22 protein-coding genes, 1 pseudogene and 1 riboswitch are annotated in these 24,480 nt (G+C 69.9%); of the genes and pseudogenes, 17 read left to right on the top strand and 6 right to left on the bottom strand.

Annotation, left to right across the window (positions count from 1 at the left end):
* Nucleotides 1-25: 25 nt before the first annotated feature.
* Nucleotides 26-223: a hypothetical protein gene (locus tag ACIQMX_RS21395; RefSeq protein ID WP_363070314.1), complete on the bottom strand. Its 198-nt coding sequence runs from the start codon at nt 221-223 to the stop codon at nt 26-28.
* A 144-nt stretch (nt 224-367) separates the two neighbouring features.
* Here ACIQMX_RS21395 and ACIQMX_RS21400 point away from each other — a divergent pair, with 144 nt between their 5' ends.
* Nucleotides 368-1,342 carry a carbohydrate kinase family protein gene (locus tag ACIQMX_RS21400; RefSeq protein WP_363070316.1) on the top strand — a complete coding sequence of 325 codons (975 nt, stop codon included), beginning with the start codon at nt 368-370 and terminating at the stop codon, nt 1,340-1,342.
* 6 nt (nt 1,343-1,348) lie between these two features.
* On the opposite strand, the gene ACIQMX_RS21405 is transcribed toward ACIQMX_RS21400, so the two are convergent.
* On the bottom strand, nt 1,349-2,731 hold the full coding sequence (locus ACIQMX_RS21405; RefSeq protein ID WP_363070318.1) for an aminotransferase class V-fold PLP-dependent enzyme: 1,383 nt from the start codon (nt 2,729-2,731) through the stop codon (nt 1,349-1,351).
* A gap of 271 nt (nt 2,732-3,002) precedes the next feature.
* Between ACIQMX_RS21405 and coxB the strand changes: the two genes are divergently transcribed.
* The 4 genes from coxB (at nt 3,003) to ACIQMX_RS21425 (ending at nt 7,479) form a co-directional block, all read left to right on the top strand.
* A complete protein-coding gene (coxB, locus tag ACIQMX_RS21410) occupies nt 3,003-3,971 on the top strand; it encodes a cytochrome c oxidase subunit II (protein ID WP_363070320.1) in 969 nt (322 codons plus the stop codon).
* Entirely contained in the window at nt 3,968-5,704 is a 1,737-nt protein-coding gene (gene ctaD / locus ACIQMX_RS21415) for a cytochrome c oxidase subunit I (RefSeq protein WP_363070322.1), read from the top strand. The genes coxB and ctaD overlap by 4 nt, the downstream gene beginning before the upstream one ends.
* The gene (locus ACIQMX_RS21420; protein WP_219570668.1) at nt 5,701-6,099 is read left to right on the top strand and encodes a cytochrome c oxidase subunit 4; all 399 of its coding nucleotides are present in this window, start codon (nt 5,701-5,703) and stop codon (nt 6,097-6,099) included. Before ctaD ends, ACIQMX_RS21420 begins: the two co-directional genes overlap by 4 nt.
* A 123-nt stretch (nt 6,100-6,222) precedes the next feature.
* Nucleotides 6,223-7,479 (top strand): Ig-like domain-containing protein, encoded by a 1,257-nt coding sequence (locus ACIQMX_RS21425; protein WP_363070324.1) that lies wholly within the window; start codon nt 6,223-6,225, stop codon nt 7,477-7,479.
* A gap of 46 nt (nt 7,480-7,525) precedes the next feature.
* Here ACIQMX_RS21425 and ACIQMX_RS21430 read toward each other — a convergent pair whose 3' ends face one another.
* Nucleotides 7,526-7,927: a hypothetical protein gene (locus tag ACIQMX_RS21430; protein WP_326663145.1), complete on the bottom strand. Its 402-nt coding sequence runs from the start codon at nt 7,925-7,927 to the stop codon at nt 7,526-7,528.
* A 181-nt stretch (nt 7,928-8,108) separates the two neighbouring features.
* Here ACIQMX_RS21430 and ACIQMX_RS21435 point away from each other — a divergent pair, with 181 nt between their 5' ends.
* The 6 genes from ACIQMX_RS21435 to ACIQMX_RS21460 all read left to right on the top strand — a co-directional run bounded on the left by ACIQMX_RS21435 (nt 8,109) and on the right by ACIQMX_RS21460 (nt 15,218).
* Nucleotides 8,109-8,729 carry a heme-copper oxidase subunit III gene (locus tag ACIQMX_RS21435; RefSeq protein ID WP_363070327.1) on the top strand — a complete coding sequence of 207 codons (621 nt, stop codon included), beginning with the start codon at nt 8,109-8,111 and terminating at the stop codon, nt 8,727-8,729.
* A 56-nt stretch (nt 8,730-8,785) separates the two neighbouring features.
* Nucleotides 8,786-9,595, top strand: coding sequence for a c-type cytochrome (locus tag ACIQMX_RS21440; RefSeq protein ID WP_363070329.1), 810 nt, complete (start codon nt 8,786-8,788; stop codon nt 9,593-9,595).
* Nucleotides 9,592-10,644 (top strand): ubiquinol-cytochrome c reductase iron-sulfur subunit, encoded by a 1,053-nt coding sequence (locus tag ACIQMX_RS21445; protein ID WP_148017687.1) that lies wholly within the window; start codon nt 9,592-9,594, stop codon nt 10,642-10,644. Before ACIQMX_RS21440 ends, ACIQMX_RS21445 begins: the two co-directional genes overlap by 4 nt.
* Complete coding sequence (locus ACIQMX_RS21450; RefSeq protein ID WP_363070331.1) at nt 10,641-12,266, top strand: cytochrome bc complex cytochrome b subunit; 1,626 nt, start codon at nt 10,641-10,643, stop codon at nt 12,264-12,266. The genes ACIQMX_RS21445 and ACIQMX_RS21450 overlap by 4 nt, the downstream gene beginning before the upstream one ends.
* 123 nt (nt 12,267-12,389) lie before the next feature.
* The gene (gene trpD / locus ACIQMX_RS21455) at nt 12,390-13,454 is read left to right on the top strand and encodes an anthranilate phosphoribosyltransferase (RefSeq protein ID WP_363070333.1); all 1,065 of its coding nucleotides are present in this window, start codon (nt 12,390-12,392) and stop codon (nt 13,452-13,454) included.
* Nucleotides 13,455-13,546: 92 nt separating this feature from the next.
* Nucleotides 13,547-13,664: riboswitch (SAM riboswitch) on the top strand.
* 174 nt (nt 13,665-13,838) lie between these two features.
* The gene (locus ACIQMX_RS21460; protein WP_363070335.1) at nt 13,839-15,218 is read left to right on the top strand and encodes an aminotransferase class V-fold PLP-dependent enzyme; all 1,380 of its coding nucleotides are present in this window, start codon (nt 13,839-13,841) and stop codon (nt 15,216-15,218) included.
* Nucleotides 15,219-15,282: 64 nt separating this feature from the next.
* On the opposite strand, the gene ACIQMX_RS21465 is transcribed toward ACIQMX_RS21460, so the two are convergent.
* Both ACIQMX_RS21465 and ACIQMX_RS21470 read right to left on the bottom strand, forming a co-directional pair.
* Nucleotides 15,283-15,564, bottom strand: a complete 282-nt coding sequence (locus ACIQMX_RS21465) for an Lrp/AsnC family transcriptional regulator (protein ID WP_136328375.1) — start codon at nt 15,562-15,564, stop codon at nt 15,283-15,285.
* A pseudogene (locus ACIQMX_RS21470) lies at nt 15,561-16,324 on the bottom strand (rhomboid family intramembrane serine protease). The gene ACIQMX_RS21465 and the pseudogene ACIQMX_RS21470 overlap by 4 nt, the downstream one beginning before the upstream one ends.
* Before the next feature lie 160 nt (nt 16,325-16,484).
* On the opposite strand from ACIQMX_RS21470, the gene ACIQMX_RS21475 reads away from it, so the two are divergent.
* The 5 genes from ACIQMX_RS21475 (at nt 16,485) to ACIQMX_RS21495 (ending at nt 21,977) form a co-directional block, all read left to right on the top strand.
* Entirely contained in the window at nt 16,485-16,727 is a 243-nt protein-coding gene (locus ACIQMX_RS21475) for a hypothetical protein (RefSeq protein WP_014156692.1), read from the top strand.
* Between the two features lie 37 nt (nt 16,728-16,764).
* On the top strand, nt 16,765-18,126 hold the full coding sequence (locus ACIQMX_RS21480; RefSeq protein ID WP_402480260.1) for an NYN domain-containing protein: 1,362 nt from the start codon (nt 16,765-16,767) through the stop codon (nt 18,124-18,126).
* Nucleotides 18,127-18,410: 284 nt separating this feature from the next.
* Nucleotides 18,411-19,436, top strand: a complete 1,026-nt coding sequence (locus ACIQMX_RS21485; protein ID WP_363070339.1) for an NlpC/P60 family protein — start codon at nt 18,411-18,413, stop codon at nt 19,434-19,436.
* A 236-nt stretch (nt 19,437-19,672) separates the two neighbouring features.
* A complete protein-coding gene (locus ACIQMX_RS21490; protein ID WP_402480263.1) occupies nt 19,673-20,707 on the top strand; it encodes an NlpC/P60 family protein in 1,035 nt (344 codons plus the stop codon).
* Between the two features lie 16 nt (nt 20,708-20,723).
* Complete coding sequence (locus tag ACIQMX_RS21495) at nt 20,724-21,977, top strand: hypothetical protein (RefSeq protein ID WP_363070343.1); 1,254 nt, start codon at nt 20,724-20,726, stop codon at nt 21,975-21,977.
* Here the strand turns inward: ACIQMX_RS21495 and ACIQMX_RS21500 are convergent.
* Nucleotides 21,934-23,199 carry a glycosyltransferase family 87 protein gene (locus ACIQMX_RS21500; RefSeq protein ID WP_363070345.1) on the bottom strand — a complete coding sequence of 422 codons (1,266 nt, stop codon included), beginning with the start codon at nt 23,197-23,199 and terminating at the stop codon, nt 21,934-21,936. The genes ACIQMX_RS21495 and ACIQMX_RS21500 overlap by 44 nt on opposite strands.
* 137 nt (nt 23,200-23,336) lie before the next feature.
* Between ACIQMX_RS21500 and ACIQMX_RS21505 the strand changes: the two genes are divergently transcribed.
* Nucleotides 23,337-24,479 carry a glycosyltransferase family 4 protein gene (locus tag ACIQMX_RS21505; protein WP_402480267.1) on the top strand — a complete coding sequence of 381 codons (1,143 nt, stop codon included), beginning with the start codon at nt 23,337-23,339 and terminating at the stop codon, nt 24,477-24,479.
* Nucleotide 24,480 lies beyond the last annotated feature (1 nt).

Here is a 24,480-nt window from a genome sequence, read left to right on the forward strand (position 1 = left end):
CCGGCGCGGCGAGGAGCGCGGTGACTCAGGCGCCGTACTCCGCCGTCGCGTCGATCAGCCGGGCCGAGGCGGGTGGCACGTTCACGCCGTGAATCAGGGAGGGGGCCACAGGGGTGGGGGCGGTCCTCACGGGTACGACCCAGTGCGGGGCCATCCGTGCGCAGTCCCCGCGCAGCTCGGCCAGGGTGGTCTCGGACTCGCGCGGGGCGATGTTGTTCGACATATCGGCACCGTAGGCACCACCGAGCTCAGGAGGAAAGCCCTACTATCGGGTAGTTTTCCCTGCTTCGCCTGGTTGCCGGAACCCGGTAGCGTGGGGTGGCCCGCAGGCACCGTTCCCCTCGACCTCCGCAGGAGCAGTCTCCCCGTGCGTATCGCAGTCACCGGCTCCATCGCCACCGACCACCTCATGACCTTCCCCGGCCGATTCGCCGACCAGCTGGTCGCCGATCAGCTGCACACGGTCTCGCTCTCCTTCCTGGTCGACAACCTGGACGTGCGCCGGGGAGGTGTCGCCGCCAACATCTGCTTCGGCATGGGCCTGCTCGGCACCCGTCCGATCCTGGTCGGCGCCGCGGGCTCGGACTTCGACGAGTACCGGGCCTGGCTCGACCGCCACGGCGTCGACACCGGCTCGGTCCGGATCTCCGAGGTCCTGCACACCGCCCGCTTCGTCTGCACGACGGACGCCGACCACAACCAGATCGGCTCCTTCTACACGGGCGCCATGAGCGAGGCCCGCCTGATCGAGCTGAAGGCCGTCGCCAACCGCGTGGGCGGCCTCGACCTCGTCTCCATCGGCGCCGACGACCCCGAGGGCATGCTCCGCCACACCGAGGAGTGCCGCTCCCGCGGCATCCCGTTCGCCGCGGACTTCTCGCAGCAGATCGCGCGGATGGACGGCGACGAGATCCGCATCCTGCTCGACGGTGCCACGTACCTCTTCTCCAACGAGTACGAGAAGGGCCTCATCGAGTCCAAGACCGGCTGGACCGACGCCGAGATCCTCGCCAGGGTCGGCCACCGGGTCACCACGCTCGGCGCCCAGGGCGTGCGGATCGAGCGCGTCGGCGAGGAGCCGATCGAGGTCGGCTGCCCGGAGGAGAACGTCAAGGCCGACCCGACCGGCGTCGGCGACGCGTTCCGCGCCGGTTTCCTCTCCGGTCTCGCCTGGGGCGTCGGCCTGGAGCGCGCCGCCCAGGTCGGCTGCATGCTAGCCACCCTGGTCATCGAGACGGTCGGCACCCAGGAGTACACCCTGCACCGCAACCACTTCATGGACCGCTTCACCAAGGCGTACGGGCACGATGCCGCCGCCGAGGTGCGCACGCACCTCGCGTAAGAGGCTTCAGGAGAGCCGGCGGACCACATAGGCCGAGCCCCGGTCCGCCGGCTCCTCACCCACGTACTCCTGCTCCCGCATCGCGCACCAGGCCGGGATGTCGAGGCGCGCCGCCTCGTCGTCGGACAGCACCGTCACCGTCCCGCCCACCGGTACCTCCCCGATCACCTTTGCGAGCTCGATCACCGGAATCGGGCAGCGCCGCCCGAGCGCGTCGACGACCAGCGAGGCCGCCGGGGCGGGGGAGGGGGCCGTCGCGGCCGGGGCACCCAGCTTCTCCCGCACGCCCGCCACCGCCGGGGGCAGCACCTCCAGGAAACGGTCGACGTCCTCCTCGGACGTGCCGGACGGCAGCGAGACGCGGACGTTGCCCTCCGAGAGCACCCCCATCGCCCTGAGCACATGGCTCGGCGTCAGCGTGCTGCTCGTGCAGGACGAACCGGACGACACGGAGAAGCCGGACCGGTCCAGCTCATGGAGCAGGGTCTCCCCATCGACATAGAGACAGGAGAAGGTGACCAGATGCGGCAGCCGCCGCACCGGATCGCCCACCACCTCCACATCGGGCACCAGGACCGGCACCCGGGCCCGGATCCGGTCGACCAGCGCCCCCAGCCGCACCGACTCCGCGGCCGCCTCCGCCCGTACCGCCCGCAGCGACGCCGCCGCGGCCACGATCGCCGGAATGTCCTCGAAGCCGGCGGCCCGCCCCGACTCCCGCTCGTCGACGGGTCCTTGGGCCGCGAACCGCACCCCCTTGCGCACGGCGAGGAGCCCGACCCCGGCAGGCCCGCCCCATTTGTGCGCGCTCGCCGTCAGCAGTGACCAGCCGGCCGGCACCGGCGCCCACCCGAGCGACTGCGCGGCATCCACCAGCAGCGGCACGCCCGCGGCCCGGCAGACCTCGGCCACCTCGGCCACCGGCTGCTCGGTGCCCACCTCGTGATTGGCGGACTGCAGGCAGGCCAGCGCGGTGTCCGCGCGCAGCACGTTCGCGTACTCCTGCGCGCCCACCGCGCCCGTCACGTCGACGGGCACCTCGGTGACCGATCCGCCGGCGCTCTCGTGGGTGGCGGCCGAATGGAGCACCGACGAGTGTTCGACGGCCGACACCACCAGATGACGGCCGACACGCCGACGCCCCGCGAGGGCTCCGGAAATTCCGGAATGGACCGCGCGCGTGCCCGACGAGGTGAACGTCAGCTCGTCGGGGCGGCAGCCGACGGCCTCCGCGGCCGCCTCCCTGGCCGCGTCCAGCAGCAGCCGGGCGCGCCGCCCTTCACGGTGCAGGCGGGCCGGGTCGGCCCAGCCCTCGTCCAGCGCGGCAAGCAGCGCCTGACGGGCGACGGGGTGGAGGGGGGCGGCGGACGCGGCGTCGAAGTAGGGCACCCGGCCACGCTAGCCGGGTCCCGGCCGCCGCCCGGGACCCGGCTGCCCGTACGAGGGGGAGAGGGGGCGTCAGATGGCGGCCGGAGCCCTGGATTCCACCCCTTCGGGGAGTCGGGCGGCGCGTTGGGCACCCTCCCCGCGCGACCCCAAATAGCGTCCAGTAGGGTTTGGTCCGCATAAACATCCAAACCCCTGCCCGCGTCAGGGCCGGCGACCGACCAGCGAGACGGGCGCGCCGACCGTGCGGGCGAGACTCTCGGGAAGGCGCTACGTGAGTCCCAACGGCTCCGACCGCTTGTCGCGGCGCCCGATGCGGCGGAAGCTGCCGCAGGTGCTGACTGCGGGCCTGGTCCTGGCGACGGCCTCCGGTTGTTCATACAACTGGGAGGATTTCCCCCGCCTCGGTATGCCCACCCCGGTAACGGAAGAGGCTCCTCGGATCCTTTCCCTCTGGCAGGGCTCGTGGGCGGCAGCGCTCGCCACGGGCGTCCTTGTCTGGGGACTGATCATCTGGAGCGTCATCTTCCACCGGCGTAGCCGGACCAAGGTGGAGGTACCTCCGCAGACCAGGTACAACATGCCCATCGAGGCGCTGTACACCGTGGTCCCTCTGATCATCGTCTCGGTGTTGTTCTACTTCACCGCGCGCGATGAGACGAAGCTCCTCGAGCTCACCCCGAAGCCCGCCCACACCGTCAACGTGGTCGGCTTCCAGTGGAGCTGGGGCTTCAACTACATCGAGAACGTGGACGGCGAGACCGCCACGGGCAACGAGGTCCCCAAGGAGCTCGACGCCATCCCGGACAGGTTCCTCAAGGACTTCCCCAAGGGTGCGGAAGGCGTCTACGACGTCGGCGTCCCGGGGACCCGGAACCCGCAGACCGGCAACCCCGGCCCGACCCTGTGGCTGCCCAAGGGGGAGAAGGTCCGTTTCATCCTGACTTCGCGTGACGTCATCCACTCCTTCTGGGTGGTGCCGTTCCTCATGAAGCAGGACGTCATTCCGGGCCACACCAACTCCTTCGAGGTGACTCCCAACCAGGAGGGCACCTTCCTGGGCAAGTGCGCCGAGCTCTGCGGTGCCGACCACTCCCGGATGCTCTTCAACGTCAAGGTCGTCTCCCCGGAGCGCTACCAGGCGCACCTGAAGGAGCTGGCGAAGCAGGGCCAGACGGGCTACGTGCCGGCCGGCATCGAGCAGACCGACCCGGCCAGGAATGCGGAGACGAACAAACTGTGAGCATCCTCAACGAACCTCAGGGTGCCGCGGCAGCAGACGACTCGTACGAGGACGAGCTGCCGGTCCGGCGCAAGCAGCCGGGAAACGTCGTCGTCAAGTGGATGACCACCACTGACCACAAGACGATCGGCACGATGTACCTGGTCACGTCGTTCGCGTTCTTCTGCATCGGTGGACTGATGGCGCTCTTCATGCGCGCCGAGCTGGCCCGTCCGGGTACGCAGATCATGTCGAACGAGCAGTTCAACCAGGCGTTCACGATGCACGGCACGATCATGCTGCTGATGTTCGCGACGCCGCTGTTCGCCGGATTCGCGAACTGGATCATGCCGCTGCAGATCGGCGCGCCCGACGTGGCGTTCCCGCGGCTGAACATGTTCGCGTACTGGCTGTACCTCTTCGGCTCGATCCTCGCGGTGGCCGGCTTCCTCACCCCTCAGGGTGCGGCCGACTTCGGCTGGTTCGCCTACTCCCCGCTGTCGGACGCGGTCCGTTCGCCGGGTGTCGGCGCCGACATGTGGATCATGGGTCTGGCCTTCTCCGGCTTCGGCACGATCCTCGGCTCGGTCAACTTCATCACCACGATCATCTGCATGCGCGCGCCCGGCATGACGATGTTCCGCATGCCGATCTTCGTCTGGAACGTCCTGCTGACCGGTGTGCTGGTCCTGCTGGCCTTCCCGGTGCTGGCGGCGGCGCTCTTCGCGCTGGAGGCGGACCGTAAATTCGGTGCGCATATCTTCGACGCGTCCAACGGCGGAGCATTGCTCTGGCAACACCTCTTCTGGTTCTTCGGCCATCCAGAGGTGTACATCATCGCTTTGCCCTTCTTCGGGATCATTTCAGAAGTGATCCCGGTGTTCAGCCGCAAGCCGATGTTCGGTTACATCGGCCTCGTGGCCGCGACGATCTCCATCGCCGGCCTCTCCGTGACCGTGTGGGCGCACCACATGTACGTCACCGGAGGCGTGCTCCTGCCGTTCTTCTCCTTCATGACGTTCCTCATCGCGGTGCCCACCGGGGTGAAGTTCTTCAACTGGATCGGCACGATGTGGAAGGGCTCACTGTCCTTCGAGACACCGATGCTCTGGGCGATCGGCTTCCTGATCACCTTCACCTTCGGTGGTCTGACCGGTGTCATCCTGGCCTCGCCGCCGATGGACTTCCACGTCTCGGACTCGTACTTCGTGGTCGCGCACTTCCACTACGTCGTCTTCGGCACCGTGGTGTTCGCGATGTTCTCCGGATTCCACTTCTGGTGGCCGAAGTTCACCGGCAAGATGCTGGACGAGCGGCTCGGGAAGATCACCTTCTGGACGCTGTTCATCGGCTTCCACGGCACGTTCCTGGTGCAGCACTGGCTGGGTGCGGAAGGCATGCCGCGTCGTTACGCGGACTACCTGGCCGCGGACGGCTTCACCGCGCTGAACACGATCTCGACGATCTCCTCGTTCCTGCTCGGACTGTCGATCCTGCCGTTCTTCTACAACGTGTGGAAGACCGCCAAGTACGGCAAGAAGATCGAGGTCGACGACCCGTGGGGCTACGGCCGTTCGCTGGAGTGGGCGACCTCCTGCCCGCCGCCGCGGCACAACTTCCTCACGCTGCCCCGGATCCGTTCCGAGTCCCCGGCGTTCGACCTGCACCACCCGGAGATCGCGGCGCTCGAACAGCTTGAGCACCACTCCGAGGGTGACAAGGCCCTCGCCGGCGGCAAGGAGGCGGGCAAGTGAAGGTCCAGGGCAAGATGTTCCTCGGTCTGGCGCTGTTCATCCTCGTCATGGCCATCACCTACGGCGTGTGGTCCAAGGAGCCGGTCGGCACCACCGCCCTCGTCCTGGCCTTCGGCCTGAGCGTCATGATCGGCTTCTACCTGGCCTTCACGGCCCGGCGGGTCGACGCGCTGGCGCAGGACAACAAGGAAGCCGATGTGGCGGACGAGGCCGGCGATGTGGGGTTCTTCTCCCCGCACAGCTGGCAGCCGCTCTCACTGGCGGTCGGCGGCGCACTCGCCTTCATGGGAGTCGTCTTCGGCTGGTGGCTGCTCTACTTCTCGGCCCCGATGCTCCTGATCGGTCTGTTCGGCTGGGTCTTCGAGTACTACCGCGGCGAGAACCGCACCCAGTGACACCGCTCCACCCGTGACACCGCTCCACCCGACGGGGGGGCCCGCACTTCCACGAGAAGTGCGGGCCCCCCGTTTGCAGTCACCCGGCGCGCTGAAACGGATGAATCTTCTTAGCGTGGGTTCATGAACCACACGCCGCGTATCCGTCCCGTCATCAGCTGCGCTCTGCTGGCCGCGACCCTGGTCGCAGGGGCGGCAGCCTGTGGGGAGTCCGACGACCATCCGCTCTCGGCGCAGCCGTTCGACGCGGCGGACGAGATCTCCTCCAACACCCCCGACGGCGGCGAGAAGGTCGATCCGGACAAGCCCCTCGAAGTCAGCGTCGACAGTGACGACGGCCGCATCACCGATGTGACGGCCGTGGACACCGAAGGACGCCATCTGGCGGGCGAACTCGAAGCCGACGGGCACCGCTGGCACTCCACGGCCCCGCTCGCCGCAGGTACCCGCTACACCGTCAAGGTCAGCATGGAGGACGACGACGGCGCCCCAGGCAGCCGTACGCTCTCCTTCGAGACCGCGGCGGCCCAGAAGTTCCTGAAGGTCACCTTCGGCCCGCAGGCGGGCACCTACGGCGTCGGACAGCCCATTACGGCGCAACTCAGCGCCCCGGTCGCGGACAGAGCGGCCCGGGCCACCGTGGAACGCGCCCTGCGGGTGCGCTCCACACCCGCGGTGACGGGCTCCTGGTACTGGGTCGACGACAAGACGCTCCACTACCGGCCGCGGGACTACTGGCCGGCGAAGGCCACCATCGAGGTCAGCAGCAGCCTGACGGGCATCAAGGTGACCAACGCGCTGTACGGCGCGCCCACGAAAGCGCTGAAGATCACTACCGGCGACCGTATCGAGGCCATCACCGACGCCTCGGAGCACTCCATGACGGTCAAGCGCAACGGAGAAGTGATCAACACCATCCCGGTGACCACCGGCAAGCCCGGCTTCTCCACCCGCAACGGCGTCAAGGTCGTGCTGGGCAAGGAGTACTACGTACGTATGCGCGGGGAGTCCATCGGCATCGCCGAGGGTTCCTCGGACTCCTACGACCTCGACGTCTACTACGCCACGCGGGTCACCTGGAGCGGCGAGTACGTGCACGCGGCCCCGTGGTCCACCGGATCACAGGGGTCCGCGAACGTCAGCCACGGCTGCACCGGCATGAGCACCAGCGAGGCCGAGTGGTTCTTCAACACCGTCCGCGAGGGTGACATCGTCACCGTCGTCGGCAGTGAGGGCGAGACCATGACGCCGTTCGACAACGGCTACGGAGACTGGAACCTGTCCTGGGCCAAATGGCAGAAGGGCAGCGCCCTGAGCAACGACGCCACGCCGGACCGCGTCGACACGGTCCGGGCGGCGCGGCTGCGCCCCGGAGTCTGACTCCGGAGTGCGCCGCGCCCCGGAGCGACGGCGGAAGGGCGGGGGCTCAGGCCCCCACGGACAGCCTGCTGCGCAGCAGGGCGGCCAGGGCGTCCGCGAACTCGACCGGCTCGACCGGGAGGGTCACCGCGGCGTCCGCGCGGCTCCAGGTGGCCAGCCAGGCGTCCTGGGGGCGGCCCATCAGGAGCAGGACCGGCGGGCAGTGGAAGATCTCGTCCTTGATCTGCCGGCAGACGCCCATGCCGCCCACAGGGGCCGTCTCGCCGTCCAACACGCAGACGTCGACACCCCCGTGGTCCAGTGCGTCCAGGACGGCGGGCAGGGTGGCGCACTCCAGGAACTCGACCTGCGGCACGTCCGCCGCGGGCCTGCGCCCGGCCGCCAGCCTCACCTGCTCACGGGTGTGTGCGTTGTCGCTGTAGACCAGGACCGTGGCGGTCGGCTGCATTGTTCCTCCGTGACGTCTGTGTCTTCGGGGCATGGGGGACCGATGCGCGGATCGTACTCCGCCCGACAGGCTGTCAGCACCGGTCCGGGCGGCGGATCCATGGGCCGTTCGGGGAGGACACACCCCTCTGACACACCGAACGGCACCCCCCGGAGTGAGGGCGGGATAAGCGACCGACATAATGTCGGTCGTGGCGACAGCAACGACAGTAGAAACCGGGCACGCGCACCCGTCGGTCAATCGGCCGAACCTCACCAGCGTCGGAACCATCATCTGGTTGAGTTCCGAGCTGATGTTCTTCGCGGCCCTCTTCGCGATGTACTTCACCCTGCGATCGGTGACCGGAGCGGATCACTGGAAGGAAATGGCGTCAGCCCTGAACTTCCCGTTCTCGGCGACGAACACCACGATCCTGGTGCTCTCCTCACTCACCTGCCAGCTCGGCGTCTTCGCCGCGGAGCGGGGCGATGTGAAGAAGCTCCGTACCTGGTTCGTGATCACCTTCGTGATGGGTTCGATCTTCATCGGAGGCCAGGTCTTCGAGTACACCGAGCTGGTGAAGAAGGACGGCCTCTCGCTGTCCTCGGACCCGTACGGCTCGGTGTTCTACCTGACCACCGGCTTCCACGGTCTGCACGTGACAGGCGGTCTCATCGCCTTCCTGCTCGTTCTGGGCAGGACGTACGCGGCCAAGAGGTTCACCCATGAGCAGGCGACCGCAGCCATCGTCGTGTCCTATTACTGGCACTTCGTCGATGTCGTGTGGATCGGCCTGTTCGCCACGATCTACATGATCAAGTAACCGGGCTCGCACCCGACCCATCATCGACGCAGAAGATCCTGACACCGGGGTAATCCGTGAAAAAGCTCTCCGCACGACGACGCCATCCGTTGGCGGCGGTCGTCGTACTACTCCTCGCGCTTGCGGCTACTGGGGGGCTGTACGCCGCGTTTGCGCCCGCGAGTAAGGCGCAGGCCGACGAAACCGCCCAGTCCCTCGCCATCGACGAGGGCAAGAAGCTGTACTCCGTCGGTTGCGCCAGCTGCCACGGAACCGGCGGTCAGGGCACCACCGACGGGCCCCAGCTTGTCGGCGTGGGCTCGGCCGCCGTCGACTTCCAGGTCGGTACCGGCCGTATGCCGGCGCAGCAGCCGGGCGCCCAGGTACCGAAGAAGAAGGTCATCTACACCCAGGCCGAGATCGACCAGCTCGCGGCGTACGTCGCGTCGCTCGGCGCCGGTCCGATCGTCCCGACCAAGAGCCAGGTCAGCCCCGAAGGCGCGGACGTCGCCAAGGGCGGCGACCTGTTCCGCACCAACTGCGCGCAGTGTCACAACTTCACGGGTGAGGGCGGTGCCCTGACGAACGGCAAGTACGCCCCCAGCCTTGAAGGCGTGAACCCGAAGCACATCTACGAGGCCATGCAGACCGGCCCGCAGAGCATGCCGTCCTTCCCTGACTCGACGATGCCCGAGCAGCAGAAGAAGGACATCATCGCGTACATCAAGACGGTGAACGGCTCGGACTCGGCCAGCCCCGGCGGCCTCAGCCTGGGCGGACTCGGTCCGGTCAGCGAGGGCCTGTTCGGCTGGATCTTCGGTCTGGGCGCACTGATCGCAGTTGCCATCTGGGTCGCGGCCCACACCGCTAAGGCCAAGAAGTCATGAGTAGCCAAGAGATTCCAGAAGAGAACCTGCCCGCAGAGCAGGACGCCGCGCACGGCGCGGTGGAGGGTGCCGGCGATCCGTTCGCCGACCCGGGGCTGCCGGCCCACAAGCCGCGCATCCAGGACATCGACGAACGGGCCGCCAACCGGTCCGAGCGCGCGGTCGCGTTCATGTTCACGCTGTCGATGCTGGCGACGGTCGGCTTCATCGCCTCCTACGTCATCTTCCCGGTCGACAAGATCGTCTACATCTTCCCGTTCGGTCATGTGAGCGCGCTCAACTTCTCCCTGGGTCTGACCCTGGGAGTCGCGCTCTTCGCGATCGGCGCGGGCGCCGTCCACTGGGCGCGCACCCTGATGTCGGACGTCGAGGTCGCGGACGAGCGTCACGCGATCGCGGCCGAGCCCGAGGTCAAGGCGAAGGTTCTCGCCGACTTCGCGGCCGGCGCCGAGGAGTCCGCGTTCGGTAGGCGCAAGCTGATCCGTAACACCATGTTCGGCGCGCTGGCCCTGGTGCCGCTCGCCGGTGTGGTGCTGCTGCGCGACCTCGGTCCGCTGCCGGAGAAGAAGCTCCGCTCGACGCTGTGGGCCAAGGGCAAGCAGCTCGTCAACATGAACACGATGGAGCCGCTGCGTCCCGAGGACGTCGTCGTCGGTTCGCTGACCTTCGCCATGCCCGAGGGCCTGGAGGAGGACGCGCACGACTTCCAGAAGCAGATCGCCAAGGCTGCCCTGATGATCGTCCGCATCGAGCCGGACAACATCAAGGACAAGCGCGAGCGCGAGTGGGCCCACGAGGGAATCGTGGCCTTCTCGAAGATCTGCACCCACGTGGGCTGCCCGATCAGCCTGTACGAGCAGCAGACGCACCACGTGCTCTGCCCGTGCCACCAGTCCACCTTCGACCTCTCCGACGGCGCCCGCGTCATCTTCGGTCCGGCCGGTCACGCTCTTCCGCAGCTGCGGATCGGCGTGAACAGCGAGGGCAACCTCGAGGCGCTCGGTGACTTCGAAGAGCCCGTCGGTCCTGCATTCTGGGAGCGCGGATGAGTACTGCGACCGATACGAAGCGCAAGGCGCCCGCCGGCGAGAAGGTGGCCGACTGGGCGGACGGCCGGCTCGGGATCTACTCCCTGGCCAAGGCCAACATGCGCAAGATCTTCCCGGACCACTGGTCCTTCATGCTCGGTGAGATCTGCCTCTACAGCTTCATCATCATCATCCTCACGGGTGTGTACCTGACGCTGTTCTTCCACCCGAGCATGAACGAGGTCGTGTACCACGGCCCGTACGAGCCCATGCAGGGCATCCGGATGTCCGAGGCCTACGCCTCGACCCTGAACATCAGCTTCGACGTCCGTGGCGGTCTGCTGGTCCGGCAGATCCACCACTGGGCGGCGCTGATCTTCCTGGCCGGCATGTTCGTGCACATGATGCGCGTCTTCTTCACGGGTGCGTTCCGCAAGCCCCGTGAGATCAACTGGCTGTTCGGCTTCCTGCTGTTCGTCCTGGGCATGTTCACCGGTTTCACCGGCTACTCGCTCCCTGACGACCTGCTCTCCGGCACCGGTGTCCGCTTCATGGAGGGCGCGATCCTGTCCGTACCGATCGTCGGTACGTACCTGTCGATGTTCCTCTTCGGCGGGGAGTTCCCGGGCGGTGACTTCGTCGCCAGGTTCTACTCGGTGCACATCCTGCTGCTGCCGGGCATCATGCTCGGGCTGCTGGTGGCCCACCTGATCCTGGTCTTCTACCACAAGCACACGCAGTTCGCGGGCCCCGGCCGGACGAACAAGAACGTCGTCGGCATGCCGCTGCTGCCGGTGTACATGGCGAAGGCGGGCGGCTTCTTCTTCCTCGTCTTCGGTGTGATCGCGATCATCGCGGGCATCGCCTCGATCAACCCCATCTGGGCCATCGGGCCCTACCGCCCGGACCAGGTGTCCACCGGCGCGCAGCCCGACTGGTACATGGGCTTCTCCGAGGGCCTGATCCGTGTCATGCCGGGCTGGGAGATCAACCTCTGGGGCCACACGCTGGTCCTGGGCGTGTTCGTCCCGCTGGTGATCTTCCCGCTGGTCCTGGCCGCGATCGCGGTCTACCCGTTCATCGAGTCCTGGGTCACCGGGGACAAGCGCGAGCACCACATCCTGGACCGTCCGCGCAACGTGCCGACCCGCACCGCCTTCGGCGTCGCGTGGATCACCTGGTACCTGGTGCTGCTCATGGGTGGCGGCAACGACCTCTGGGCCACGCACTTCCATCTGTCGATCAACTCGATCACCTGGTTCGTCCGGATCGCGTTCTTCGTCGCCCCGGTCGTCGCGTTCATCATCACCAAGCGGATCTGCCTCGGCCTTCAGCGCCGGGACAAGGAGAAGGTGCTGCACGGGCGCGAGTCCGGGCTCATCAAGCGCCTGCCGCACGGTGAGTTCGTCGAGGTCCACGAGCCGCTGGCGCCCGCTCAGCTGCACACGCTCACCGCGCACGAGCAGTACAAGCCGGTCGAGATCGGCCCGCTGGTCGACGAGAACGGTGTCAAGCGCAAGGTGTCCGTGGTGCAGAAGCTGCGGGCCAAGCTCAGCAAGGGCTACTACGGCGAGAACAACCAGATCGCCAAGCCCACCGCCGAGGAGTACAAGGAGATCACCAGCGGCCACGGCCACCACTGATCACCTGAACTGATCGCCACAGCAGGAGCCCCGTCCATTCGATGGACGGGGCTCTTCGCTGTCCGCGGGGCTCGATAGGGTGGACCCATCCCCTTTACCGGCTGTGGACCCCAGGAGCGGACCATGAACGTTGTGACCCCGGCAGGCGGCGACAGCGTGGCGGCTCGTTCCTGGCCCGGCGTGCTGACCCCCCTGCTGCGCGGCCAGGACCTGACCGAGGACGACACCGCCTGGGCGATGGACCGCATCATGAGCGGCGAGGCGACCGATGTGCAGATCGCCGGTTTCGCGGTGGCGCTGCGGGCCAAGGGCGAGACCGTCACGGAGGTCGCCGGCCTGGTCCGTGCGATGTACGAGCACGCCACGACCATTCACGTGCCGGGCCGCACGGTCGACATCGTGGGCACCGGCGGCGACATGGCCAAGACGGTCAACATCTCCACCATGTCGGCGATCGTGGTGGCGGGCACCGGTGCCAAGGTCGTCAAGCACGGCAACCGCGCCTCGTCGTCGGCCAGCGGCTCCTCCGACGTCCTGGGCAAGCTCGGCGTCAACCTGGATCTGCCGCCGCAGCGGGTCGTCGAGGTCGCCGAGGAAGCGGGCATCACGTTCTGCTTCGCCGTCAAGTTCCACCCAGCCCTGCGGTACGCGGCAAAGGCCCGGGCGGAGCTCGGCGCGCCGACCACCTTCAACATCCTCGGTCCGCTGACCAACCCGGCCAAGGTGCGCGCGCAGGCGATCGGCGTCGCCGATCTGCGGATGGCGCCCATCGTCGCGGGCGTCCTCGCCGGACGCGGCAACTCCTCGCTGGTCTTCCGGGGCGACGACGGTCTGGACGAGCTGACCACCACCGCGACCTCCCGCGTCTGGATCGCCAGGAACGGCACGGTGCGCGAGGAGGCCTTCGACCCGCGCGACGTCGGCCTGGACCTGGTCCCGGTGGACGCCCTGCGCGGCGCGGACGCCTCGTACAACGCGGATGTGGCCCGCCGGCTGCTCGCCGGCGAGACGGGCCCCGTACGGGACGCGGTCCTGCTCAACTCGGCGGCGGCGCTCGTTGCGCTGGACCCGGGCGAGGGCACGCTCAACGAGCAGCTCACGGCGGGGATCGCGAAGGCCGCCGAGTCCATCGACTCGGGCGCGGCCGGCCGGGCGCTGGAGAGATGGATCGTGGCCAGCAACGCCTGAGAGGGCTCCGGGCACGGATGTGAGGCAGGGCGCAGTCCAGATCATGGACTGCGCCCTTGCGCGTTCGGGCACGTATGGCAAGATGCTGAGCAGGTCATGAGTGACAGCGACTACGGCCCCGGCCCGCTGTCCGGCAACCCTCCGTCCGTGGCGGGGTGCCCCGGGTGAAGACCAGGCCGCAGGCAGCGAGGTCTGCGGCAAGCGCGGACCCCTCGACATCGTGAGATGTCCACCCGTGGGGTCCTGGTCCTCAGGGAGCCTCTTGTGAGCAAGCGAATGCGATAGGGCTTTTCGGCCCTTCTCCGCACACCCTCTTTTCTTCCCTCCGTGCTGCCGCGTATCCGCAGGCACGCGGAATTCGCCTGCCTGTTACGGGAGTTCGTCATGTCTGTCCTCACTGCTGCCACCGACCAGTCGATTTGTGCCCCGCTGCCGGTTCTGGGCAAGGATGTGACGGTTCCGCTGGTCACGGGCGGCGAGGTCACCTACGCCGCGCTGGACTACGCCGCCAGCGCTCCGGCCCTTCAGCGGGTCTGGGACGACGTGGCCGCGTACGCGCCGTACTACGGCAGCGTCCACCGCGGTGCCGGCTACCTCTCGCAGCTGTCCACGGACCTCTTCGAGTCCAGCCGCGAGACCGTCGCGGAGTTCCTCGGCTGCCGCGCCGAGGACCAGGTGATCTTCACCCGGTCCACCACCGACTCGCTCAACCTGCTCGCCGCGGTCCTGCCCGCCGACTGCCAGGTGTTCGTCTTCGAGACCGAGCACCACGCCTCGCTGCTGCCCTGGCGCGACGCCCGGGTGACCTACCTGAACGCCCCGCGCACCCCGGCGCAGGCCGTCGAGACCCTGGAGCGCGCGCTCGCCGACCGTGACCCCTACGGCCCCGCGCTCGTCTGTGTCACCGGCGCCTCCAACGTCACCGGCGAGCTGTGGCCGGTCAAGGAGCTCGCCGCCGCCGCGCACGCCCACGGCGCCCGGATCGTCCTCGACGCCGCGCAGCTCGCCCCGCACCACCCCGTCGACATCGCCGAGCTGGACGTCGACTGGGTCGCCTTCTCCGGCCACAAGCTGTACGCGCCGTTCGGCTCGGGCGTCCTCGCCGGCCGCTCCGACTGGCTGACCGCCGCCGAGCCCTACCTGGCCGGCGGCGGCGCCTCCCGCCAGGTCGCCCGGCGCGCCGACGGCGGGGTGGACGTCGAATGGCACACCACCGCGGCCCGCCACGAGGCCGGCTCGCCCAATGTCATCGGCGTCTACTCCATCGCCTCCGCCTGCAAGGCGCTGACCGAGGCCGGGTTCGACAGCCTGGTCGCCCGGGAGCAGCGGCTCGTCGCCGAGGTCCGTGCCGGTCTCGCCGAGGTCCCCGAGGTCAAGGTGCTCTCGCTGTTCGGCGACGACGCCCCGCGGGTCGGCGTCATCTCCTTCGTGGTGGAGGGCTGGAACAGCTCGCACTTCGCCGCGGCGCTCTCCGCCGAGTACGGCATCGGGGTGCGCGACGGACTGTTCTGCGCCCACCCCCTGGTGCGCACCCTGCTCGGCAGCGACCCGCAGGACGTCGGCGAGTGCGGCGCGCCGGAGGCGGAGCCGGGCCAGAAGTCCCTCAACGCGATCCGGGTCAGCTTCGGCGCCGGTACGCCGGACGAGCACGTCGAGCGCTTCCTGCGGGCGGTCAAGGAGCTCGTGAGCGAGGGCGCCCAGTGGAAGTACCGCACCGAGGACGGCCGTTGCGTCCCGGACCGGGGTACCGCCACCCAGGTCTGAGGCCCTCAGTACGTGAGGCCGGGTACGGACAGCTGTCCGTACCCGGCCTCACGTACTGATGCGGCTACGCGTCCAGCCCGATGGCGAACGCCGCCTCCAGGTCGTGCTGGGAGTACGTGCGGAACGCGACGTGGGTGTCGGTCCCCTCGACACCGGGGATCTTGCTGATCCGGCCGGGGATGACGTCGGCGAGGTCGTCATGCTTGGACACCCGGACCATGGCGATCAGATCGTAGGTGCCGGTGACCGAGAAGACCTCGCTGACGCTGTCGAGCGCGGCGATGGCCTCGGCGATCTCGGGAATCCGGTCCACGCTGGTTTTGATGAGCACGATCGCGGTGATCACGGCTGGCTTTCTCCCTCGGTGGCCGTGGCTGGGGACTTCACTCTAGAGCCTTGCGCCGGGAGCGGACCGCGGCGTCGCTCCGGTAGCGCCCCCAGGCATAGAGGAAGCCGGTGGCGAAGCCGACCACATGGGCGAGGTAGGCCACGCCGGGCCCGCTGCCCGCGCCCTCGGCGGCCAGCCACTGCAGGACGAACCAGAAGACGAGCACGATCCAGGCGGGGAAGCGCAGCGGCAGGAACAGCAGGAACGGGAACAGGCTGGTGACCCGCGCCCGGGGGAAGAGGTAGAGGAAGGCTCCCAGGACCGCGGAGATCGCCCCCGACGCGCCGACGAGCGTCTGGTCGGACGTGGAGTGCGCGGCCGCATAGGCGAGCAGGGCGAGATATCCGCAGCCGAGATAGAAGAACGCGAACTCGGTATGGCCCATGCGTTCCTCGGCCATCGCCCCGAACACGTACAGGAACAGTATGTTGCCGAGCAGATGCAGCCAGCTGCCGTGCACGAACAGTGCGGTGAGCGGGGTGAGGACGGCGTGCGCGGAGCCGTCCCACAGTTCGCTCGGGATCACGCCCCAGCGTTCGAAGTAGCCGGCCTGGGCGGCGAGCAGCGCGTCCGCGGTGCCGTAGGCCGGGTTGAACCCCGACAGCGGGCTGATCACGAAGACCACGCAGCACAGGGTGATGAGGGTGTACGTCACCGGCGGCCCGCCCGAGGTGGCCGCCCGCAGGATTCTGCCGGCCGCAGCCCGCCGATCGATCATGAACAGAGCATGACGCACATGGAGGGAACGGGACAGACCGCCTCGCCGTGCCGGTGGGAAGCGCCGAGGCCGTAGGGTTACTGGAGGACATCCGCAGTTCGACGGCGCACCGCGAGATCCTGGTCCGGCAGCTCACGGCTCGAGATAAGAGGACGCAACGATGACGACGGTTCCCCAGCCGACCGACGGGACCCGCTGGCGCTGCACGCTCTGCGGAAATCTGACGAGGTTCGACGTGACGCGTTCGTCCAAGGTGGTCGAGTACGTTCACCTCGACCTGGCCGGTGAGTCCAGCGTCGAGGAACGCGAGGTGGTCAGTGAGACCATCGAGTCGGTGCGCTGTCGTTGGTGCAACGCGGTGGACCAGATCGAACTAGTCGACAGGCCGGGTGCCGACTCCTGACGGGGCCGTGCGGACATAAAAAATGAGGTGACGGAAGGTGGAGCAGCCCGCTGGCGACGCCACGCCGGCCGATGCGGCCGGCGACGCCGTGGAGGTGCTCGACCGCCCGCTGCCCGAGGGCGTGCGGCGTCGCGTCGTCGCGCTGGTCTCGGACGCGTTCGGCGGCCTCACGGTCTCCGAACTCCCGGCCCAGCTCCGACAGTACGCGCGCTTCACGCCCACCCGGCGCGCCAAGTTCGCGGGGAACGCGATGGCGGCCGCGCTGGAGGGCGACCCGCCCTTCCGCCGTCGCATCGGTGAACGGCTGAAGGAGAGCCAGCCGGAGCTGGCCGCCGCGCTGGTGGCGGGCTCCCCGCCCGCCGCCGCGGATCCCGTCGACGTGGCCGCGGCCGCCTATGTGCTGCGCCCGGCCGGCTGGGTCAAGCTCGTCGCCGCGGCGGGCGAGGAGGCCGAACGGGCCGGTGCCGAGCGGGCCGACGAGGAGATCCGGCTCGAACTGGAACGGCTGCGCGAGGAACTCGCCCGGGCCCGCGCCCAGACGAAGACCGACACCGAACGCCTCCGAGCCGAACTGGACGCCGCCCGCAAGGAGGCCGACTCGCTCCAGCGCAAGCTGCGCAGCGCGGCCAACGAGGTCAAGCGCGGCGAGGCGGCACTGCGCCGCGGCAGGGCCGAGAGCGACGCCCTGCGGGCCGAGACGGCCGCCCAGGTGTCCGCGGCCGAGAGCGAGACCCGGAGGCTGCGGACGAGGCTGGGCGAGGCGGAGGCCTCCGTCGAGGCGGGCCGCAGGGCCGCCAGGGAAGGGCGCTCGGTCGAGGACATGCGGCTGCGGCTGCTGCTCGACACGGTGCTGGAGGCGGCCGGCGGGCTGCGGCGCGAACTGGCGCTGCCGCCCTCCTCGATGCGTCCCGCGGACAGTGTGGACGCGGTGGAGCCCGGACGGATGTCACCCAAGGACATTGCGGCCAGAGCCCTTTCGGAGACCGACCCGGCGCTCCTCGACCAACTGCTCGCGCTGCCGCAGGCCCATCTGATCGTGGACGGCTACAACGTCACCAAGACCGGCTATCCGCAGATGCCGCTGGAGAAGCAGCGGCTGCGGCTGCTGGGCGGTCTGTCGGTGCTCGCGGCCCAGACGGGCGCCGAGATGACCTGTGTCTTCGACGGAGCGGAACTGGCCGCCCCGGTGCTGCTCGCGCCGCCGCGCGGGGTGCGGGTCCTGTTCAGCAAGCCGGGCGTCACGGCGGACGAGGTCATCCGTCAACTGGCGCGTGCCGAACCGCCCGGGCGGCCTGTCGTGGTGGTCTCCACCGACCGTGAAGTGGCCGACGGAGTGGCGAAGGCGGGAGCCAGGCCCGTCGCGTCCGTCTTGCTCCTGAAGCGGCTTTCGCGCGTCTAGTGTGCGTTGATGTGACTTGCCGGAAATCAGGGAACGGACCGTCAAGTCACCGCTACACCCTGTGGGGTGTGGGTAAAGAAGTACCTCCTGTGACGAGATTTTTCCTGGGAGGATTTGAACTGATCACAGGATGGTCACTAAGGTCGGGCCTCGAACCTTCGCACGGTTGATCACCCATCCGGGGTGGCAGTGAAGGAACCGCCGAGGCCGTGACGTGCACGGAGCTGGGGGATCTCATCCCCCGGAGCCCGGTAGGCGGCTCGAGGAAGAAGGAGCTCGCCTTCGTGGGGTCCCACCGTCGTCCCAAGCAACCGAGCCGCACCCGCGTGACCGTGCTCGGCGTGACTGCCGCCGCGGCCGTTGCCCTGACCTCCCAGGCGGCCCACGCCGACCCGAAGCCGACCAAGGGTGAGGTCAAGGAGAAGGTCGACAAGCTCTACGAAGAGGCGGAGAAGGCCACCGAGCAGCACAGCCTGGCCAAGGAGAAGCAGGACAAGCTCCAGAAGCAGATCGACGCGATCCAGGACAAGGTGGCGCGCGGTCAGCAGGAGCTCAACAACCTCCGCTCCGGCCTCGGTTCCCTCGCCGCCGCGCAGTACCGCTCCGGAGGCATCGACCCCTCCGTCCAGCTCTTCCTCGCCTCGGACCCGGACAGCTTCCTGGACCAGGCCTCCGCGCTCGACCAGCTGACGGCCAAGCAGGCCGAGTCGCTGGCCAAGGTGCAGGAGAAGCAGCGGTCCCTCGCGCAGGAGCGCAAGGAGGCCCAGGACAAGCTGAGCGACCTCGCGGAGGTCCGCAAGACGCTCGGTGAGAAGAAGAAGCAGCAGCAGGCCAAGCTCTCCGAGGCGCGTCAGCTGCTCAACACGCTCACGCAGGCCGAGCGCGACAAGATGCGTGCGGACGACCAGCGCGCCAGCCGCGCCGCCAGCGACCGGATCGACCTCGGCAACGAGGCCCCCGCCTCGGGCCTGGGTGGCCTCGCGCTCCAGGCCGCCGCCACCCAGATCAACAAGCCGTACTCGCCCGGCCAGGCCGGCCCCAGCTCCTACGACTGCTCGGGTCTGACCATGTGGGCCTACGCCCAGGCCGGCGCCAACATCACCCGCACCACGTACACCCAGATCAACCAGGGCACCCGGATCGGGCGCAGCCAGCTGAAGCCGGGCGACCTGGTCTTCTTCAACGGCAACCAGCACGTGGGCCTCTACGCGGGCAACAACACCGTGCTGCACGCCCCGCGCTCGGGCACGTTCGTCCGCTACGAGTCGATGAACACCATCGGCAGCTTCTACGGCGCGGTACGCATCTGACCGCGCCCGAACGGGCGAATTCCCGCGCCCCGTACTGACAGCCGCCCCGCCGGAGACCCAGGTCACCGGCGGGGCGTCACTGTGTGTGCCCGCCCTCCGCCCGGCGCGGTCTTTGTCCGCTCCGTGATCACGCGACTACTGTCTGCCTGCTGTGCAGCTCCCGTACGTCGGTCCGCCCGCCCCGGGTGGCAGGGGCTGCGCACGTCTGCGTACAGCGGAAGGGAGTGCGGCGTCCTGTGGTGTCCCATCGCCGTTCCACACAGCCCGGCGCGAGCCGGAGCGTCCGGGTGACCGTCCTGTCGGCTGCGGCGGCGACCGCCGCGGCGGCCCTCGGGGGAGCCACCGCGAACGCCGAGCCGCAGGACACACCGCGGACCGCCGGTGCCCGGGTCGACCGCCTCTTCACCGAGGCCGAGCAGGCGACCGAGCACTACAACAAGGCCGGCGAGAACGTCGCCCGGCTGCGCGGAGAGGTCCGCAGGGCCCAGGACCGGGCGGCCCGGGGCCAGGAGCGCATCAACCGGATGCGTACGGAGATCGGTTCGGCCGCCCGCGAGCAGTACCGGGCAGGCCGCATCGACCCCGCGCTCGTGCTGCTGCTCTCCTCCGACCCCGACAGCTATCTGGACCGGGCCGCCACCCTGGACCGGGTCGACGTCCGGCGGGCCACCGCCCTGGCCGGTCTGCGCAAGGCCCAGCAGGCACTGGCCCAGACCCACGCGGAGGCCGCCCGCTCGCTCGCCGGTCTGGAGCGCAACCGGGCGGCCCTCAGCCGGCACAAACGCACCGTCGAGCACAAGCTCCGCCAGGCCAGGGAGCTGCTGGAGAAACTGCCCGGGGACGGGCGGGACGCCTTCGAGCGGGCCTCGCGCACCGGCCGCGACGGCGGGGCCGCAGGACCGGTGGACGGTCTGCCCGCCGGGTCGGCCCGGGCGGCGGCCGCCGTCATGGCCGTCCAGCGGGCACTGGGCCTGCCGTACGTCTGGGGCGCGAGCGGACCCTCCGGATTCGACTGCTCCGGGCTGATGCAGTGGGCGTACGCCCAGGCCGGGGTGAGCCTTCCGCGGACCTCGCAGGCCCAGCGGTACGCCGGCCGGATGGTGCCCCTCGCCCAGGCCCGCCCCGGAGACCTCGTCGCCTACCGCGCGGACGCCAGCCACATCGGGATGTACGTGGGGAACGGCCAGGTGATCCACGCTCCCTACCCCGGCGCCCCGGTCCGCTACGACCCCGTCGGCATGATGCCCGTCTCCTCCGTCACCCGCGTCTGACCGTACCCTCGGTCATGTGGCTGATCAGGGGCGTACCGCGGGGCGGGCGCGCGGAGGACGGCGGCGGGCGGCGGGCGCCGTGCTCGCCGCCCTGCTGTGCGCGGCCGCCTGCACGGCTCAGCCCGGCAGGGCGCCCGACACCACCGCCCGGGACATCCGCGCCACGCTGGACCGCCGGGCCGCCGCCGTGCTGCACCGCGACGCGGACGCCTACGTAGCCGTCGTGGCCCCGGACGCCACGGCACTGCGGGGCGCGCAGCGCAAGGAGTTCGGCCATCTCGCGGACGTGCCGCTGGGCAGCTGGACGTACCGGGTGACGGACCTCGCCGCACACGGGGCCGACCGGGCCACCGCCGATGTACGGCTCGGCTACCGGATCGAGGGCTACGACAGTGCTCCGGTCTCCGTCGACCGGGTGATCGACCTGGAGCGCGACCCGGCCGACGGCCGCTGGTACCTGACCGCGGACCGGGCCGCCGACGGCGGGAGCGAGCAGCTCTGGGAGCAGGGCGACGTCGAGGCGGTGCGCGGCGCGTACAGCCTGGTGCTGGGCGTCGGCCGGTCCCGGGACGAGCTGAAGGCGATCGCGGCGACCGCCGACCGGGCCGTGCCCGAGGTGTCCGCCGCCTGGCCGGAGCACTGGGCGGGGCGTGTGGTGGTGCTGGTGCCCGGCACCGTGACGGACATGGCGGAGCTGCTCGGCTCGCCCGCCGCGAACTACCGGGGCATAGCGGCCGTGACGACCGGCGAGACGGGCGGATCGGGGAAGGCGCCCGCCGACCGGGTGATCGTCAACCCGGAGGCGTACGCCATGCTCGGCGCCTTCGGGCAGCGAGTCGTCCTCACCCACGAGACCACCCATGTGGCCACCCGTACCGACACTTCGGCGGCCACCCCGGCCTGGCTCTCCGAGGGTTTCGCGGACTGGACCGCCTACCGGGACGGGCGGCGCACCGCCGCCGAGATCGCCCCCGAACTGAGCGACGCCGTCACCAGCGGCGACGTGCCCGCCGCACTGCCCACGGACGAGGACTTCGGCTTCGCCGGGGACGCGGACCGGCTGGCGAGGGCGTACGAGGGCGGCTGGATGGCCTGCGAGCTCATCGCCGAGCAGTGGGGCGAGGAGAAGCTGTTCGCCTTCTACCGGGCCGTCGGAGGGCACGCGGGGCGGGACGGAGCGGTGGAGCAGGCCCTGCACGAGGTGCTCGGCACCACTCCGCAGGACTTCACGGTGCGCTGGCGGGAGTATCTGGAGAGCCGGTTCGGCTGAGCGCGGGCGCGGCCGGTTCCGCGGCGCGGACACGCCCGGCCGGGGCGCGCACGGTGTCCCGCCACAGCCGCGCGCACGCCAGCAGGCACGCGGCGACCAGCAGCCCGTTGCGTACGAACATCAGGGTCACGCCCGTCGCGTCGCTGGTCACCACATGGCCGAAGCCCAGCGGGAACTCCAGCTGGGTCACCCCGGTCGCCACCAGCACCAGCCCCGCCGGCCAGGCCATCCGGCTCTCCCGGAAGACCAGGCACACCGCGGCCAGACCGACCAGCCACAGCATGTACTGCGGGCTGATCACCCGGCTCGTGGTCGTGAACAGCAGCACCGCGGTGAACGCCGCGTCCGCCGTCGTACTCACCCCGAACGTGCGCGCCCGCAGCCGCCACACCAGCAGCCAGCCGAACGCGACGACGCTCAGCCCCAGGGAGAGCGTGCTCACCAGCGGCACGTGCGGCCCCAGGAACTCCAGCGAGCCGTAGTGCAGCTCCACCCGGCCCTGCCAGCCGAACTGCCGCGCCACATGGAAGACCAGCGCCCCCAGCGACTCGACCTCGGTACCCCGGTCCCGCTGGAAGCCCAGGAACGCCAGCGCGCCCGGCGCCGCCGCCGTGCACAGCACCAGCAGCCCGAGTGCCACCGCGGCCGCCGTCGTCCACGCCAGACGGGTCCGCCGGCCTCGCGCGGTACCGGCGAGCACCAGCACCGGCCACACCTTCAGCAGCGCCCCGAACGCCGCCAGCGCCCCCAGCACCCGCGGATGCCGGACCCCCGCCAGCAGCGCCGCCACCGCGACGGCCGTCACCATCACGTCGTACCGCGCGTACGCCGTCGTCCCCAGCAGCGGCACCCCCGCCACCCACACCCAGGCCCCGGCGGTCCGCCGGGCGGCGCCCCGGCCCGCGTACAGCAGCAGACCCAGCACCAGCGCGTCGCACAGGAAGGCCAGGACGAAGAAGGCCGACGCGTAGTCCAGGAAGGGCAGCAGGCCGGGGGAGAGGATGGCGAGCGCCGCGGCCGGCGGGTACTGCCAGGTGACGTCGGACTCCGGATAGCTGCCCGACCTCAGCACGTCGTACCAGCCGTGGTAGATCACCGACACATCGCTCGTCACGTCCGGGCCCGGCACCGTGATCACCTTGATGACGCAGAGCAGGAGCAGGCATCTGGTGAGCGCCCACACCGCGAACGCCGCCGGCCGTGTGCCGCTCGAACCCGTCATGTCCCGCCTCACCGTTCCCCTGCCGTTGCCGTAAGAGGTGCCATGATGCCTGCCGCCGCTGTGCGGAACCCGCAGGGCCGGGCCCGGGACCGCCCGTGGCGCCGCGGGGGCCGGCCCGCCCGGTACTGTCGGCGGCGATGGACAAGACCTTGATCGTGACCAATGACTTTCCGCCCCGCCCCGGTGGCATCCAGGCGTTCCTGCACAACATGGCGCTCCGCCTGGACCCGGAACAGGTCGTCGTCTACGCCTCCACCTGGAAGCGCGGCGCCGAGGGTGCGGCGGCCACCGCCGCCTTCGACGCCGAGCAGCCCTTCACCGTGGTCCGCGACCGTACGACGATGCTGCTGCCGACCCCGCGGGTGACCCGGCGCGCGGTGGAGCTGCTGCGCACCCACGGCTGCTCGTCCGTCTGGTTCGGCGCCGCCGCGCCGCTCGGTCTGATGGCACCGGCGCTGCGCCGGGCCGGCGCCCGCCGGCTGGTCGCCACCACGCACGGGCACGAGGCCGGCTGGGCCCAGCTGCCGGCGTCCCGGCAGCTGCTGCGGCGGATCGGCGACGGCACGGACACCCTCACCTACCTCGGCGAGTACACCCGCTCGCGGATCGCCGCCGCGCTCACCCCGGCCGCCGCCGCACGCATGGTGCAGCTGCCGCCGGGAGTCGACGAGAAGACCTTCCACCCGGACTCCGGCGGCGACCGCGTCCGGGCCCGGCTCGGGCTCACCGACCGGCCGGTCGTCGTCTGCGTGTCCCGGCTGGTGCCCCGCAAGGGCCAGGACACCCTGATTCTCGCGATGCCCGCGATCCTGGCCGAGGTGCCCGACGCCGTCCTGCTGATCGTCGGCGGCGGACCGTACGCCGGCGAGCTGAGGAAGCTGGCGGCGGAGACCGGGGTGCAGGACTCCGTGCGGTTCACCGGTCCGGTGCCGTGGGAGGAGCTGCCCGCGCACTACGGGGCCGGGGACGTCTTCGCGATGCCGTGCCGCACCCGGCGCGGCGGCCTCGACGTGGAGGGCCTCGGCATCGTCTACCTGGAGGCGTCCGCGACGGGGCTGCCGGTCGTGGCGGGCGACTCGGGCGGTGCGCCGGACGCCGTGCTCGACGGCGAGAGCGGGTGGGTGGTGCGCGGCGGGTCGGCCGAGGAGTCGGCGGAGCGGATCGCCCTGCTGCTCGGCGACGCGGAGCTGCGGCGGCGGATGGGGGAGCGGGGCCGTGCCTGGGTCGAGGAGAAGTGGCGCTGGGACCTGCTGGCGGAGAAGCTCCGGGAACTGCTCTGAG

The sequence above is a fragment of the Streptomyces sp. NPDC091416 genome (genome assembly GCF_044756845.1).
Taxonomy (GTDB): Bacteria; Actinomycetota; Actinomycetes; order Streptomycetales; family Streptomycetaceae; genus Streptomyces.

Bases quoted from the DNA above. Each gene is read 5' to 3' on its own strand.
- ACIQMX_RS21395 (WP_363070314.1), bottom strand. From the start codon at position 223: ATGTCGAACAACATCGCCCCGCGCGAGTCCGAGACCACCCTGGCCGAG.
- ACIQMX_RS21425 (WP_363070324.1), top strand. From the start codon at position 6,223: ATGAACCACACGCCGCGTATCCGTCCCGTCATCAGCTGCGCTCTGCTG.
- ACIQMX_RS21430 (WP_326663145.1), bottom strand. From the start codon at position 7,927: ATGCAGCCGACCGCCACGGTCCTGGTCTACAGCGACAACGCACACACC.
- ACIQMX_RS21435 (WP_363070327.1), top strand. From the start codon at position 8,109: ATGTCGGTCGTGGCGACAGCAACGACAGTAGAAACCGGGCACGCGCAC.
- ACIQMX_RS21445 (WP_148017687.1), top strand. From the start codon at position 9,592: ATGAGTAGCCAAGAGATTCCAGAAGAGAACCTGCCCGCAGAGCAGGAC.
- ACIQMX_RS21450 (WP_363070331.1), top strand. From the start codon at position 10,641: ATGAGTACTGCGACCGATACGAAGCGCAAGGCGCCCGCCGGCGAGAAG.
- trpD (WP_363070333.1), top strand. From the start codon at position 12,390: ATGAACGTTGTGACCCCGGCAGGCGGCGACAGCGTGGCGGCTCGTTCC.
- ACIQMX_RS21460 (WP_363070335.1), top strand. From the start codon at position 13,839: ATGTCTGTCCTCACTGCTGCCACCGACCAGTCGATTTGTGCCCCGCTG.
- ACIQMX_RS21475 (WP_014156692.1), top strand. From the start codon at position 16,485: ATGACGACGGTTCCCCAGCCGACCGACGGGACCCGCTGGCGCTGCACG.
- ACIQMX_RS21500 (WP_363070345.1), bottom strand. From the start codon at position 23,199: ATGACGGGTTCGAGCGGCACACGGCCGGCGGCGTTCGCGGTGTGGGCG.
- ACIQMX_RS21505 (WP_402480267.1), top strand. From the start codon at position 23,337: ATGGACAAGACCTTGATCGTGACCAATGACTTTCCGCCCCGCCCCGGT.